Below are 13,910 nucleotides of genomic sequence, written 5' to 3'. Positions count from 1 at the left end.
CCGGCGGCTGCTCCAGAAGTACGGCAAGGCGACGCCGGAGGCGCTGGTGGAGTCGGCGCTGTGGGAGGCGTCGCTCTTCGAGGAGCACGGTTTCCGGGATATCAAGATCTCGGTCAAGCACAACGACCCGGTGGTGATGGTCAATGCCTATCGGCTGCTGGCGGCGCGCTGCGACTACCCGCTGCACCTGGGCGTGACGGAGGCCGGTCCGGCTTTCCTCTGGAGGGCATGGAGGTGCCGCTGCGGGTCGCCGTGATGGGCTGTGTCGTCAATGGTCCCGGTGAGGCGCGGGAGGCCGATCTGGGTGTGGCGTCCGGTAACGGCAAGGGGCAGATCTTCGTGAAGGGCGAGGTCATCAAGACCGTCCCCGAGTCGAAGATCGTCGAGACCCTCATCGAAGAGGCCATGAAGATCGCCGCGCGGATGGCAGCCGAGGGAGCAGTGGCAGGCACCCCCGACATCACCGTCAGCTGAACCAGAGGGGGACCGATCATGACGATGCTGGAACACATCCGGGAGCCACGCGACCTCAAGGCGCTGGCCGGCGAGCGGCTGGACGAACTGGCCGCGGAGATACGGAAGTTCCTGGTGCCGGCGGTCGCCCGCACCGGCGGACATCTGGGGCCCAACCTGGGCGTGGTCGAGCTGACCATCGCCCTGCACCGGGTCTTCGACTCGCCCGCCGACCGCATCCTGTGGGACACCGCCCGCTGGTCATCGTCGTCAACGACAACGAGCGCTCCTACGCGCCCACCATCGGCGGCCTCGCCGACCACCTCGCCACCCTGCGCACCACCGACGGTTACGAGAAGTTCCTCGCCTGGGGCAAGGACGTACTCCAGCGCACCCCCGTCGTCGGAACGCCGCTCTACGAATCGCTGCACGGCGCGAAGAAGGGCTTCAAGGACGCCTTCGCGCCCCAGGGCATGTTCGAGGACCTCGGCCTGAAGTACATCGGGCCGGTCGACGGGCACGACATCGCGGCCGTCGAGTCCGCGCTGCGCCGCGCGGCCGGCTTCCGCGGCCCGGTGCTGGTGCACTGCCTGACCGAGAAGGGCCGCGGCTACCGGCCCGCCCTGGAGGACGAGGCGGACCACTTCCACACCGTCGGCGCGATGGACCCGCTGACCTGCGAGCCCGTCGCGCCGCCCGGCGCGCCCTCCTGGACCTCCGTCTTCGGCGACGAGATGGTCCGAATCGGCGCCGAGCGCCCGGACGTCGTCGCCATCACGGCGGCGATGCTGCAACCGGTCGGGCTCGGCAAGTTCGCCGCGGCGTATCCGGACCGGGTGTGGGATGTGGGCATCGCCGAGCAGCACGCCGCGGTGTCGGCGGCGGGCCTGGCCACCGGCGGACTGCACCCGGTCGTCGCGCTGTACGCCACCTTCCTCAACCGCGCCTTCGACCAGGTCCTGATGGACGTCGCGCTGCACAGGTGCGGGGTCACCTTCGTCCTGGACCGGGCCGGTGTCACCGGCGTCGACGGCGCCTCGCACCACGGCATGTGGGACATGTCGATGCTGGGCGTCGTACCGGGCCTGCGGATCGCCGCACCGCGCGATGCCGACCAGCTCCGGGCCGAGCTGCGCGAATCCCTCGACGTGACCGACGCCCCGACCGTCATCCGATACCCCAAGGAATCGGTGGGCGAGCCGATCGCGGCGGTGGAGCGGATCGGCGGGGTCGATGTGCTGCACCGCGCGCCGCAGCCGGTCGTCCTGCTGGTCGCGGTCGGTGTGATGGCGACGGTCTGCCTGGAGGTCGCCGAGCTGCTGGCGGCGCGCGGCACCGGCACCACGGTCATCGACCCGCGCTGGGTCAAACCGGTGGACCCCGCCGTCGTACAGCTCGCCCTGCGGCACGCGGTGGTGGCCGTCGTCGAGGACAACAGCCGCACCGGCGGCGTGGGATGGGCGGTCGGCCAGGCGCTGCGCGACGCGGCGGTGGATGTGCCGCTGCGGACCTTCGGCATCCCCGAGCAGTTCCTGCCGCACGGCAAGCGCGGCGAGCTGCTGGCCGACATCGGCCTCACCCCCGCCGAGATCGCCGGCCGGATCAGCGCGGCACTGGCCCGTAAGGAGAACCACTCGTGAGCGGATTCGACCTGGCCGAGCTGCTCGCCGAGCGCGGCGGCGAACGCTATGACCTGCACACCCGCCATCTCAACCACCAGCTCCCGCGGATGCTGCGCACCATCGGCTTCGACAAGGTCTACGAGCGGGCCGAGGGCGCCTACTTCTGGGACGCCGAAGGCCAGGACTACCTGGACATGCTCGCCGGATTCGGTGTGATGGGCCTCGGCCGGCACCACCCCGTCGTCCGCCGGGCGCTGCACGATGTGCTGGACGCCGGGCTGCCCGACCTCACCCGCTTCGACTGCCAGCCGCTGCCCGGTCTGCTCGCCGAGAAACTGCTGAGTTACGCGCCCCACCTGGACCGCGTCTTCTTCGGCAACAGCGGCACCGAAGCGGTCGAGACCGCGTTGAAGTTCGCCCGCTACGCGACCGGCAAACCGCGCGTCCTGTACTGCACCCATGCGTTCCACGGCCTGACCACCGGCTCCCTCTCCGTCAACGGCGAAGACGGCTTCCGGGACGGTTTCGTGCCGCTGCTGCCCGACACCGCCATCGAGATGGGCGATCTGGAGGCGCTGGCCCGGGAGGTGGCGCGCGGCGATGTGGCGGCGCTGGTCGTCGAGCCGATCCAGGGCAAGGGCGTGCTGCCCACCCCGCCCGGATTCCTGCGCGCCGCCCAGGAGCTGCTGCACCGGCACAAGGGCCTGCTGATCGCCGACGAGGTGCAGACCGGTCTCGGCCGCACCGGCGACTTCTTCGCGTACCAGCACGAGGAGGGCGTGACACCGGACCTGGTGTGCGTGGCCAAGGCGCTGTCCGGCGGCTACGTCCCGGTCGGTGCGACGCTCGGCAAGGACTGGATCTTCAAGAAGGTCTACTCGTCCATGGACCGGGTGCTGGTGCACTCCGCCAGCTTCGGGTCCAACGCCCAGGCGATGGCCGCCGGACTCGCCGTGCTCTCGGTGATGGAGGACGAACAGATCGTCGCCAACGCCCGGCACACCGGCGATCTGCTGCGCACCCGGCTCGCGGCGCTGACCGAAAAGTACGAGCTGCTGCACGGGGTGCGCGGCCGCGGCCTGATGATCGGCATCGAGTTCGGCAGACCGAAATCGCTGGGACTGCGCAGCCGCTGGACGATGCTGCAGGCGGCCCGCAAGGGGCTGTTCGCGCAGCTGGTCGTGGTACCGCTGCTCCAGCGGCACCGCATCCTGACCCAGGTCTCGGGCGACCACCTCGAAGTCATCAAGCTGATCCCGCCGTTGACCATCGGGGAGCGGGAAGTCGACCGTTTCGTCGACGCGTTCACCGCCGTCATGGACGAGGCGCACGGCGGCGGCGGCCTGCTGTGGGACTTCGGGCGGACGCTGGTCAAGCAGGCGGTCGCCAACCGCTGACGACGTACCGGGGGAGGTGAGGGGAGACGATGACCGCCGCGACGACGGTGCACGCCGTCAACGGCCTGACGGCCCGCTGGGCGCGGGACGCGGTGGAGGAGCGGGGCACGGCCTTGACCGCGGCCGGTGTCTGGCCGCTGCTGGCGCTGCTCGCCGGGCCGGCGGCGGGCGAGGCCCGCGCGGAGCTGGCCGCGGCGCTCGGCACCGACGCACGGTGCGCGCCGCAGGCCGGCCGCGAGCTGCTGGCCCTGCTCGACGCGGCGGACGGCGTCGACGCGGCGGTGGGGCTGTGGACCCGGCGGACCCTCGCGCTGCGCCCCGAGTGGACGGCCGGCCTCCCGCTCGATGTGCACGGCGAGCTGACCGGGGATGCCGCCGCCGACCTGGCGGCGCTGCACGCCTGGGTGCGGCGGCACACCGACGGGCTGATCGAACGGATGCCGGTGCGGGTGGACCCCGGGACACTGCTCGTGCTGGCGAGCGCGCTGCTGGTGCGTACGACCTGGCCGGAGCCGTTCCGGGAACAGCCGCTGCGGGCGGCCGAAGGGCCGTGGGCCGGGCGGGAGCTGACGGGCCTGCACCGCCGCGGCACGGACCCGGAGCAGGTACGGGTGCACACCACCCCGGACGGCCCGCTGACCGCCGTGGCCGTCGCGGGCGACAACGGCATCGATGTCCAGCTGCTGCTCGGCGGGCGGGCGGTACCGGGCGGTGACGTGCTGCGGCACGGCGTGGCGGCGCTGGGCGGTGCGTACCGGACGGTGTCCGGCGCGGGGCTGGCCGACGGCGCCGGGCCGGGCGTGCGGGTGACCTCGGTGCCGAGCCGGGACGGCGCGCCGCGGGCGGAGCTGACCACCGCGCGGTTCACGATCGACGCCGAACACGATCTGCTGGCGCGGGCGGGGCTCTTCGGGCTCGCCTCGGCCGCCGACGCCGCACGCGGTCATTTCCCCGGGATCAGCCCGACGCCGCTCGCGGTGAACTCGGCCCGGCAGACGGCGACCGCGACATTCGGCCCGCGCGGATTCCGGGCGGCCGCGGTCACGGCGATCGGGACGCGGGCGGGTGCGGTGCCGCGGACCCCGCCGTACCGGGCGCGGCTGATCTCGGCCCGTTTCGAGCGGCCCTTCGGCTTTCTCGCGGTGCACCGGGCGTCGGGGCTGGTGCTCGTCGCGGGCTGGGTGACAGACCCGGACGGGTGGCGGGCGGACGGGGGGAAGGTGAGGCGGGGCGCCGTGGTGCGGTGACGTACGGGAATCGGCCCGGCGGACAGGTCCACCGGGCCGATTCCCCTGGCGCTCCGGGTACGGCGTACGAGAAGGCCGCCGTAGCGGGCGGGCCGCTCGCTGCGCCGCTCAGTCGGTCAGCAGCTGGGCGCGCAGGCGCTCACGGGTCTCGGGCGACAGCTTCAGGCCCTCGGCCAGGTACGTCTCCGTGGAGCCCCAGGTCTGCTCGATCGCGTCGAATGCGGCCGCGAGGTAGTCGGTGCGCGCCCCGAACAGCGGTGAGAGCAGCTCCATGACCTCCGGGGACATCCCGACCGCGGAACTGTCGGAACGGCGGATCTTGTAGCGGCGGCTCGGGTCGTCGGACTTGAGGTAGTCGGCCTCGATGGCCTCCGGCTCCACGCCGACCGCCAGCAGGGTCACGGCGATGGACAGGCCCGCGCGGTCCTTGCCGGCCGCGCAGTGCATCAGGGCCGGGACGCTGTCCTCGGCGAGCGCGTGCAGCACCTGGCTGTGGGCGTCGGTGCGGGTGGTGATGATGTGGCGGTAAGTGTTGGCCATACGGGCCGCGGCCTTGCCGTCGCCGAGGGCGGTACGCAGCTGGTCCAGCTCGCCGTCGCGCACCATCGCCCAGAACTCCGCGCCGTCGGCCGGATCGGTGAGTGGGATGTTCACGTTCCGCACGCCGGGCAGCGCGACATCGGGGCCTTCCAGCTTGATGTCCGAGGTGTTGCGGAAGTCGAAGACCGTGTGCAGCCCGAGACCGGTGAGAAACGCGGCGTCCGCCTCGGTCGCGTGCGCGAGATGGCCGCTGCGGAACAGCCTGCCCTGCCGTACGCGACGCCCGTCCACGGTCGGCAATCCGCCCACGTCACGGAAGTTGCGCACCTCCGCGAGGTCGGACTGGGTCGACGGGACGTGCGGCGTCTGCTGCGTCACGGGCGCTCCTCGGGTTCGGCCGCCGACGGGGCTCGCCGACGAGGCGGGGCACCTCCGACGATACGACACTGACGCAGTGCGCAATTAGGGTGCAACAACGTCGAGACATGACTCAAAATGAGGCGATCAGGCAGCAGTCTGTGATCGATCATTATTCCGACTTGAGAAGAATTTGACCGGGTGGCATTAATCACCTCCCGTCAACCCCTGGTTACGGTGGCGTAAGTCACTTCTCAAAGGGAAGGATGTCCTGACGTGGCAGACGATTCGAAGAACAACAGCAACGGCGCGAGCGGCGCCATCGGGTCGTACGCAGCCGTCGGGGACAGCTTCACCGAGGGGGTCGGGGACCCCGGCCGTGACGGGGCGTACATCGGTTGGGCGGACCGCTTGGCGGTCCTCCTCTCGGACCAGCGGGACGAAGGCGACTTCCGTTACGCGAACCTCGCGGTCCGCGGGCGGCTGCTCGACCAGATCATCGAGGAGCAGGTGCCCCGGGCCAAGGAGCTGGCGCCCGAGCTGGTCACGTTCTGTGCCGGTGGCAATGACATTCTGCGGCCCGGCTCGGACCCCGACGCGGTGGCCGAGCGGTACGACGCCGCCGTCGCCGACCTGCGCGAGTCGGTCGGGACGGTGCTGCTCTGCACGGGCTTCGACACCCGCGACATCCCCGTCCTCAAGCATCTGCGCGGCAAGATCGCGACCTACACCGCGCATGTGCGGGCCATCGCGGACCGGCATGACTGCCCGGTCCTGGACCTGTGGTCGCTGAAGTCGGTGCAGGACCGGCGGGCCTGGAGCGATGACCGGCTCCACCTGTCGGCCGACGGCCACACCCGGGTGGCGCTGCGCGCCGGACAGGTGCTCGGCCTGCCGGTGCCGGCCGACCCGGACCAGCCGTGGCCCCCGGAGGCGGAGCGTTCGGCCGCCGAGGCCCGGCGCGACAACATCCACTGGGCGCGCGAGCACCTCGTACCGTGGATCGGGCGCCGGCTGCGTGGCGAGTCCTCCGGCGATCACGTCGAGCCCAAGCGGCCCGATCTGCTGCCGCTCTGACGTCCCGCGGCGCGTGCCGTGGACCGAGGCCCCGATGTCCGCCGACGGCGGAGCGGGGCCTCAGTGCGTTGCGGTGTACGGAAGTTCGGCCCAGACGGCCTGGCCGCCGGCGTCCCCGGGCCGCGTCCCCCAGCTCTCGGACAGTGCGCCGACGAGGAACAGGCCCCGTCCGCACTCCTTGTCCACGCTGCGGGGCTGGACGTGCGGGGCCGCGGCGCCGCTCGCTCCCTCGTCGGTGACCGTGATGCGGACATAGGTGCCGAACAGGGTGAGCTCACAGCCGACCCGCTCGCTGTCGGAGTGCCGCACCGCGTTGGTGAACAGCTCGGATACCACCAACTCCACATCGTCACGGACCTGTTGATCCGCGCCCCACTCGTGCAGCAGGGCGCGGACACGTCTGCGCGCCTCGGCGACGGACGTGCGGCGTGCCGGCAAATGGAACGCGTCCTGCGGGCGCTCGGCGACGAAGCCGCCACAGCGCCCTAACAGAGGAGCGTTGTAGGAGGAAGCCACTCCGCAACTATGTGCGATGTTGGTCACTGATGGCAAGGATCAGTCTGTAATTTGCAGAATCAGATATGCAGTCTGTTCGTGCCCCTGACCGCATGACACACTGCTGATCATTGACGTCAGTTGGAGGGGATCGGACGTGGCGGATCCACGGTCGGCAGGCGCGCCGACCGTCCTGCGGGTAGTGCTCGGAAAGCGACTCCAGGACCTGCGCGAGAAGGCGGGGCTGTCCTTCGAACAGGCCGCCGCGGCCCTCGATGTCACCCACGCCACCATACGGCGCATGGAAAAGGCCGAAGTCGGCCTGAAGATCCCCTACGTGGAGAAGCTGCTGGCGACGTACGGCGTCACCGAGCAGAGCGAGATCGACGGGTTCATCTCCCTCGCCCGGGAGGCCAACCGCCCCGGCTGGTGGCACAACTTCCGGGACGTCCTGCCCGAGTGGTTCAGCGCGTTCGTCAGCCTGGAGAGTGAGGCCAACCTCATCCGGGCGTACCAACCGCACTACGTTCCCGGGCTGTTGCAGACGGAGGACTATGCCCGCGCCGTCCTGCGGGCCGGTATGCCACACGCCCCGGCCGAGGACATCGACCGCATCGTCGCCCTGCGGATGGAACGGCAGCCGCTGCTGACCCGCGAGAACGCCCCGATGCTGTGGGTCGTCATGGACGAGACCGTGCTGCGGCGCCCGATCGGCGGCGCCAAGGTGATGCACGGCCAGCTGACCCGGCTGATGGAGGCCACCGCCCTGCCGAACGTCCGGCTCCAGATCATGCCCTTCACCGCAGGCCCGCACCCCGCGATGTACGGGCCGTTCCACATCTTCCGCTTCCCGCTCCCGGAACTCCCGGACATGGCGTACGCGGAAACCCTCGTCGGAGCCGTGTACTTCGACCAGCGCAACGACGTCTCGCAGTTCCTGGAGGCCCTGGACCGGATGTGTGCGCAGGCCGCGCCGGCACACACCACCAAGGCCATTCTGGGTGGCTTTCGCAAGGAGATCTGAACCATGGATCGCATACGCATCTACAACGGCATGCCCGCCAAAGAACTGGGCAGTGAGGGCTGGCACAAGCCGTGGAGCGGCGGAAACGGCGGCGAATGCGTCGAGGCGATGCGGCTGGGGGACGGCCGGGTGGCGCTGCGCCAGTCGACCGACCCGGACGGCCCGGCGCTGATTTACACCCATCGCGAGATCGTGAGTTTCATCGAGGGCGCGAAGGCCGGGGACGCGGACTTCCTGCTCTCCGCGGCGCCGTGCCGGCGCACCGAACGGAGGACGGCGTGAGCGGACAGGACATATCCCCGGCGCAGGAGATGCCCCAGGGGTTCGAGAGCCCGAAGGGCTCACCGATTCTGGAGAATACGGGCTTCTCGGCCGACGAGATCGACACCAGCCGGCCGCATCCGGCCCGGATGTACGACTACTACCTCGGCGGCTGGGACAACTACGAGGTCGACCGGACGGCCGCGGAACGGGTCATCGGGGTCCACCCCCAGGTACGCGTCAGCGCCCGCGCCAACCGCGCGTTCCTGCAACGGGCGGTGCGTGAACTGACCGCCGGTGGTATCCGCCAGATCATCGACATCGGCACCGGCATCCCGACCTCGCCCAACACCCACGAGGTGGCCCGCGAGACCGCCCCCGACACCCGGGTCGTCTATGTCGACAACGATCCGATCGTCGCCACCCACGCCGGGGCCCGGCTGACCAATACCGAACGCACCGGATTCGTGCTCGGCGACGTCCGCGAGCCCCGGGCGATCCTGGACCACCCGACCGTCCGGGAACTCATCGACTTCGACCGACCGGTGGCCCTGCTGCTGGTGGCCGTCCTGCACTTCGTCCGGGACGACGAGCACCCCGCCGAGATCGTCGCCGCCCTCGCCGACGCCCTCCCCTCGGGCAGCCACCTCGTGCTCTCGCACGCCACCGGGGAGCCCTACGAGGCGTACGCGGCGGGCCGTACGGACGAGCGGGCGCGCGACGGCGTGGTGAACGTCTACAAGAACGCCACCGCCACCCTCAACCTGCGGACGCGGGCCGAGATCGAGCCGCTGTTCGGACCGTTCAGCCTGCTGGACCCGGGCGTGGTGCGGGTGCCGCTCTGGCGGCCGGACGGCGAGGTGCCCGGCGCCCAAGAGCTCAACGACATCATTTTCTACGGCGGGGTGGGCCGCAAGAGCTGAATCGCGCGGGCCGGCGGCGCGGCCGCGGGGATCCGCTCCAGCACGCCGCCGGCGAAGACGTCGTACAGCGGCAGTGTCTCCAGATGGACATAGCCGATATGGCAGTCGCAGACGGAGCGCGGGCAGGCGCGCGGGCGCAGCGCCGTCCGGTAGCTGCCGTCGTAGAGATTGCCCAGCTCCGCGGGGACGAAATGGCAGCGCCGGACCGTGCCGTCGCCGTCCACCGAGATCACCGATTCGCCGGTCCGGCACGGGAGTCCGGCGCTCTCGTGCGGATGGCGGCTGAACGGGAAGAGCGGATCCAGCGCCGTCCACCGGGCGGCCTCCGCGTCCGTATAGCTGCGGCCCTCGGCGGCGTTGACCCAGAGATAGACCTGCTCGGGGAGGTCGGCGCGGAGCCGTCGGGCATGCTCCAGGTGCTCGGGGAAGCCCACGATCCCCACACTGAACCGGGCGCCGAGCGCGGTCAGTTCCCGGGTTTTGGCCAGGAACCGGTCGTACGGGGTCTGGCCGGGATGGTAGGTGCACCACAGGGCGAGGGTGTCGAGGTCCGCTTCGGCGAGCCAGTCGGTGCGGCAGCTCAGATTGGTCTGGATGGCCACCCGACGGATGTGCGGGAGCCGGCTCAGCTCCGCCAGGGTGCGGCGGTACCAGGACCGGACGAGGCCCTCGCCCCAGGGTGTGCACAGGATCGACAGCCTGTCGCCGTGCTCCCCCTGTGCCGCCGCCCACTCGGCGAAGCGGGCCAGGGCCGCGCGGTCGGCGGTCAGTTGCGCACGGCTGTCGCGCCGCTTGGCGAACGGGCAGTACGGGCAGTCGTAGTCGCAGGACGCCAGCGGGCCGCGGTACAGAATCGTCAAATCCACTGCGGTACGCCTTATTTGAGGTCGTAGACGGCCATCGCGGACCGTACGGCGGGGGAGAACAGCATCGGGCCCAGGGCGTCGGAGTGCGCCAGCCCCTCGGCGGACAGCCGCAGCCGGCCGGGCGCCGCGGCGGCGTCCAGCCAGCCGAGTTCGGCGAACCGCGCCAGCTCCACCGGGAAGTCGTCCGCGGGGGAACTGCCGAAGCGGGCGCGGTAGTCGGCCGTCGGCATGCCCTCCGCCTGGAGGACCGACTGGAGCAGATGGCGGCGCCGCGCATCGTCCTCGGTCATGTACCTGCCGTGCTCGGCGCGCGCGAAGTCCGCCGCCGGACGGGATATGTAGTCGTCGATGATCGAGCGGATCCGGTTCATGTGGACGGCGTAGTCGAAGGAGTAGTGCAGGGCCGAGGTGTAGGAGCGGGCGCCGCAGCCCAGGCCGATCATGCCGTCGGTCTGACAGGCGTGGTCGACACCGCCGGCGGCCGGCACGGCCGCGCCCCGGCGGCGGAACATCCGCATCGACACCTGCTCATAGCCCGCGGCCAGCAGATGGTCCCGGCCGTGGCGGTACAGCCGCAGCCGCTGCGCGTCCCACTCCGGGTCGGGCGCCCCCGGGTCGCGGCGGCCCAGACCGGTCAGCGGGCGGACATAGAGGGGGTAGAGATACAGCTCCTCGGGGCGCCAGCCCAGGGCGGTGTCCAGGGAGTGCTGCCAGCTGCGCTCCGTCTGGCCGTCGATGCCGTAGATCAGGTCGATGTTGAGCACCGGGACGGCCGCGTCCCGGATCCGGTCCAGGGCGGCCGCCACCTCGGCCGGGCGCTGCGGGCGGACCGCGGCCCGCGCCTCCGCCGCCACGAAACTCTGCACCCCGATGCTGATCCGGGTCGCGCCACGCTCGGCCAGGACGGCGAGGCGGTCCGCGGTGGCGGTCGACGGGGAGGTCTCCACGGAGAGCGGCACCGTGCGCAGCTCGGCGCCCATCCGCAGCTCCGCGATATCGCAGAGCCGCGCCAGCTCGAAGGCGTTCAGGAAGGTGGGGGTGCCGCCGCCGAACGCCGCCGCGGCGAAGCGGGCGTCGCCGTGCAGCGCGTCCCGGACGGCGACCGCCTGGCGCTCCAGCGCGTCCAGATACGCCGAGGTCATCTCCCCGGGGGCGCCGATGCGGGTGAAGAGATTGCAGAAGCCACAGCGGACCTCGCAGAACGGGATGTGGAGATAGAGCGAGAGGGCGTCCTGCGGCTGATCCGCCCACAGGTCGCGCAGTGCCGGGCGGGGCGTCAGCGGGCCGTAGGACGTCTTGTGCGGGTAGGCGTAGACGTAACTCTGGTAGGGCGAGTCGGCCGACGGCTGCCGTGGTGAGTCCGCGGGCTCCGGCGAGGCGGCGGGCCGGGGGGCGGCGGGCGCGACGGTGGCCGCCGCCGCTCCGGCGGCCGGTGTGGTGGTGTGCGGGGCGGTGGTCATCGGGCGGCCTCGATTGTGAACTGGGCGTAGGGGACGGTCCATACGGCCTCGTGGCCGAGGCGGTGGCCGGTATAGCCGTCGTCGCCGTAGGCCGTGCCGTGGTCGGAGCAGACGATGGTGAAGCACGGCCGGCGGCTGGCGGCGGCGGCGAAGAGCCGGCCGATGTGACGGTCGACGTACTCCAGCGCGGCGGCGTGGGTGGCGCGGCTGTCACCGGCCTCCCGGGTGGCACCCGGCAGATGGAACCAGTTCGGCTGGTGCAGCGCCGCGACATTGACGAACAGGAAAAGGCGTTGCTCCGCCGGCAGCGCGGCGACGACCTGCTCCGCCTGGGCCACCTGGGCCTCGAACGAGGTGGCGGAGGCGACGCCGAACTCGGGCTTCCAGTGGCTCTCCCGGAAGAGCCCGGGGAGAACGGAGCCGAGCGCGGCCTGTTTGTTGAAGAACCCCACCCCGCCGATGCACACCGTGTGATAGCCCGCGGCGGCCAGCCCGGTGACCAGGTCCGGGGTGTCGAAGACCCAGGTGCCGGGCGCGGTGGTCTCGCTGCCGGCGAACCGGGCCGCGAACAGCCGCGGATGTGGCCCGGGGGCCGCCGGGGTGGGCAGGAATCCGGCGAACATCGCTTGATGGGAGGCGTAGGTGAAGCTGCCCGGGGCGTGCCGCCGCTCCCAGCGGCCGCCGGGCAGATACCGGGCGAGATGCGGTATCCGGCCGTCCGCCGCCAGCTCCTGTGCCACATCGTGGCGCAGGGTGTCCAGGGTGACGAAGAGGAGATCGTGGCTCCCCACGATGGCGTTCATGTCCGGCGCGGCGGCGGTCGTCTCCGGGGTGCGGACCGGCACCGGGGGAACGGGAGGGGATGCGTCCGGGACGCGCGGGGGTGTTTCAGGGGCGTACACGGTGCGTTCCGTTCTTTCCGGTCATTCCGTACTTTCCATATTCTCCGGTCACGTTCACCGTGCCGCTGCCGTTCACCACGGCGGCGACCTGCGCGCCGTAGGTGTCCAGGCCCTCGGCGCCACTGCCCGGCAGACCGGTCAGCCGGGGCAGCAGATCGCCGAAGGCGTTCACCTCGCCCACCACGAAACGCCGCCAGCCCACGGTGGGCAGCAGATCCACCCCCACGCACAGGGTGCGCGGGAAACAGGCGGCGGCCGCCTCGCACACGGCGAGCGCATCGGACCAGCGGCCCCCCGCAGCCTCGATGGCCGCCCGCACCGCACCGAGGTCACCGCGCGCGCCACCGAGATGGAGATTGGTCATCGGCGACCGGCTGGTCCGGACGACGGCGTGGGTGGCGCGGCCGCCCACGACCACGACCCGGAGATCGGCGGCCCGGCCGTGCTGCGCCGCCTTGGGGATCCAGCGCTCGATGTGCAGACCGTCCGGCGCCAGCACGTCGACGAGGGCCGCGATCTGCGGCTCCGTGTCATAGCGCCGCACCCGCAGGGAGTTGAACAGGGCGCCGTCGGCGGCGAGTTCGACGGACGTCGTGGCCCGGAAACGGCCCCGGCCGTCCGATTCCAGCGCCACCACCCCGGACGCCGAGGAGCCGTGCGCCGGTTTGAGGAAGGCGCGCCGCAGACCGGCCTCGCGCAGCAGCGACCGGGCCTGCGCCCAGCCGTCGACGGACGGTGCGGCCGGCCCGGAGGTGGGCGATGCGGGGACCGGCACCCCGGCGGCCCGCAGCACCCCGTGACACCGCCGTTTGTCGAAGAGCACCGCCAGCTCGGCCGGATCGTCCAGGAGCGTGGCGCCGTCCGCCGCCGCGGCCGCGCCGATCTCGCGCACCGCCGCCGTGAAACGGGCGTACCACCGGGCCGTGCCCTCGACCCGCGTCGGATCGGTGGCGCCCCGCAGCAGCCGTTCGACCTCGTCGTTCTCCCCGGGCGAGTCGATCCGTACGGTCTCGCCCGGGGCGAACGCGGCGCCCGTCCGCAGCACCTCGGGCCAGGCCAGCAGCCGCGGCGCGGGCAGCCCGGCGGCCCGCACGGCGGCGGCGAAGAGCGTCACCCGGCGGTTCTCGGGGTTGCCGACCACGGCGAAGCGGGGGCGAGCGGCGGTATCGGGGCGGGTGACGGTGAGCATGGTGTGCCTCCGGGGCGCTCGGCGGACTCTTCGGGAGGTGCGGACCGGATGGACCGGGGCCGGGGCGGGTGGTGCGCCCCGTCCGGCCGGAGCGGGC

General features: G+C 71.8%; 12 protein-coding genes and 2 pseudogenes. 8 read left to right on the top strand and 6 right to left on the bottom strand.

The window, feature by feature from the left end:
• The 4 genes and pseudogenes from IH09_RS38045 to IH09_RS28990 form a co-directional block, all read left to right on the top strand.
• Positions 1–474, top strand: a pseudogene (locus IH09_RS38045) (flavodoxin-dependent (E)-4-hydroxy-3-methylbut-2-enyl-diphosphate synthase); the annotation flags it as partial.
• Positions 475–492: 18 nt separating this feature from the next.
• Positions 493–2,093: pseudogene (locus IH09_RS29000) on the top strand (1-deoxy-D-xylulose-5-phosphate synthase).
• Entirely contained in the window at positions 2,090–3,472 is a 1,383-nt protein-coding gene (locus tag IH09_RS28995) for an aminotransferase class III-fold pyridoxal phosphate-dependent enzyme (RefSeq protein WP_052860466.1), read from the top strand. Before IH09_RS29000 ends, IH09_RS28995 begins: the two are co-directional and overlap by 4 nt.
• 29 nt (positions 3,473–3,501) lie before the next feature.
• A complete protein-coding gene (locus tag IH09_RS28990) occupies positions 3,502–4,719 on the top strand; it encodes a serpin family protein (protein WP_052860465.1) in 1,218 nt (405 codons plus the stop codon).
• Between the two features lie 108 nt (positions 4,720–4,827).
• Here IH09_RS28990 and IH09_RS28985 read toward each other — a convergent pair whose 3' ends face one another.
• The gene (locus IH09_RS28985) at positions 4,828–5,637 is read right to left on the bottom strand and encodes a tyrosine-protein phosphatase (protein ID WP_052860464.1); all 810 of its coding nucleotides are present in this window, start codon (positions 5,635–5,637) and stop codon (positions 4,828–4,830) included.
• 255 nt (positions 5,638–5,892) lie between these two features.
• On the opposite strand from IH09_RS28985, the gene IH09_RS28980 reads away from it, so the two are divergent.
• Positions 5,893–6,693 (top strand): SGNH/GDSL hydrolase family protein, encoded by an 801-nt coding sequence (locus tag IH09_RS28980; protein ID WP_052860463.1) that lies wholly within the window; start codon positions 5,893–5,895, stop codon positions 6,691–6,693.
• A gap of 60 nt (positions 6,694–6,753) precedes the next feature.
• Here the strand turns inward: IH09_RS28980 and IH09_RS28975 are convergent, their stop codons facing one another.
• Positions 6,754–7,209, bottom strand: coding sequence for an ATP-binding protein (locus tag IH09_RS28975; RefSeq protein WP_318279583.1), 456 nt, complete (start codon positions 7,207–7,209; stop codon positions 6,754–6,756).
• A gap of 136 nt (positions 7,210–7,345) precedes the next feature.
• On the opposite strand from IH09_RS28975, the gene IH09_RS28970 reads away from it, so the two are divergent.
• From IH09_RS28970 to IH09_RS28960, 3 genes are read left to right on the top strand one after another with little or no spacing between them, the layout of a single operon-like run.
• On the top strand, positions 7,346–8,212 hold the full coding sequence (locus IH09_RS28970; RefSeq protein WP_052860461.1) for a helix-turn-helix domain-containing protein: 867 nt from the start codon (positions 7,346–7,348) through the stop codon (positions 8,210–8,212).
• A 3-nt stretch (positions 8,213–8,215) separates the two neighbouring features.
• Entirely contained in the window at positions 8,216–8,494 is a 279-nt protein-coding gene (locus IH09_RS28965; RefSeq protein WP_052860460.1) for a DUF397 domain-containing protein, read from the top strand.
• 29 nt (positions 8,495–8,523) lie between these two features.
• Entirely contained in the window at positions 8,524–9,396 is an 873-nt protein-coding gene (locus IH09_RS28960; RefSeq protein ID WP_052860480.1) for an SAM-dependent methyltransferase, read from the top strand.
• Here the strand turns inward: IH09_RS28960 and IH09_RS28955 are convergent.
• The 4 genes from IH09_RS28955 to IH09_RS28940 form a co-directional block, all read right to left on the bottom strand.
• Positions 9,369–10,262: an STM4011 family radical SAM protein gene (locus IH09_RS28955; protein ID WP_052860459.1), complete on the bottom strand. Its 894-nt coding sequence runs from the start codon at positions 10,260–10,262 to the stop codon at positions 9,369–9,371. The two genes, IH09_RS28960 and IH09_RS28955, sit on opposite strands and share 28 nt — an antisense overlap.
• Before the next feature lie 11 nt (positions 10,263–10,273).
• Positions 10,274–11,722 (bottom strand): STM4012 family radical SAM protein, encoded by a 1,449-nt coding sequence (locus IH09_RS28950; RefSeq protein ID WP_110952649.1) that lies wholly within the window; start codon positions 11,720–11,722, stop codon positions 10,274–10,276.
• On the bottom strand, positions 11,719–12,525 hold the full coding sequence (locus IH09_RS28945) for an STM4013/SEN3800 family hydrolase (protein WP_052860479.1): 807 nt from the start codon (positions 12,523–12,525) through the stop codon (positions 11,719–11,721). The genes IH09_RS28950 and IH09_RS28945 overlap by 4 nt, the downstream gene beginning before the upstream one ends.
• An 85-nt stretch (positions 12,526–12,610) precedes the next feature.
• Positions 12,611–13,813 (bottom strand): STM4014 family protein, encoded by a 1,203-nt coding sequence (locus tag IH09_RS28940; protein WP_190233440.1) that lies wholly within the window; start codon positions 13,811–13,813, stop codon positions 12,611–12,613.
• Positions 13,814–13,910: the final 97 nt, after the last annotated feature.

Origin of the sequence: Streptomyces celluloflavus (genome assembly GCA_000720995.1) — a bacterium.
In the GTDB taxonomy this organism is placed as follows: domain Bacteria; phylum Actinomycetota; class Actinomycetes; order Streptomycetales; family Streptomycetaceae; genus Streptomyces; species Streptomyces celluloflavus.
The sequence above is the reverse complement of the archived record's forward strand: the minus strand, read 5'-3'. Positions and strand labels throughout refer to the sequence as shown.